Below are 454 nucleotides of genomic sequence, written 5' to 3' on the forward strand. Positions count from 1 at the left end.
TTAGAAACTTGTTATCAAACTTTGTAGGATTCTTTATCAGACATATCCTGCAACTACCTATCAAAGACACACAATGTGGTGCCAAAGTATTCAAGAAAAGCATCATAGAGAATGTATACAGCCAAAGATTTATCAGCAGATGGCTATTTGATATCGAAATCTTCTTGAGATTGAAAAAGCATATCGGACTTAAAGATCTGTTGAACTGCATTAGCGAAGAACCACTAGATAGCTGGATCGAGGTAGAAGGATCTAAAATAACACTAAAAGACTCTTTCCTGATCCCTATCAACCTGTTAGCAATATGGATAAGCTACCTTAAAATCAGTACAACTAGTAAGAAAATAACAGAAACTGTAAAATTAAAACTGAATTACAATATGGTAAAATAACTACTATCAAAACTCTATATCAAGCATTAAAAAAATAATACCAAGTACGCATAAAATATACC

Annotated in this window: 1 protein-coding gene; it reads left to right on the plus strand. The window is 32.2% G+C overall.

Going from position 1 to position 454, the window contains the following annotated elements; genetic code table 11:
* Positions 1–392: glycosyltransferase family protein (locus ACXAGJ_RS24660; protein ID WP_474843849.1), on the plus strand; the 392-nt coding region annotated here is incomplete at its 5' end.
* Positions 393–454 lie beyond the last annotated feature (62 nt).

It is taken from the genome of Aquimarina sp. AWH4_224 (assembly GCF_056160245.1).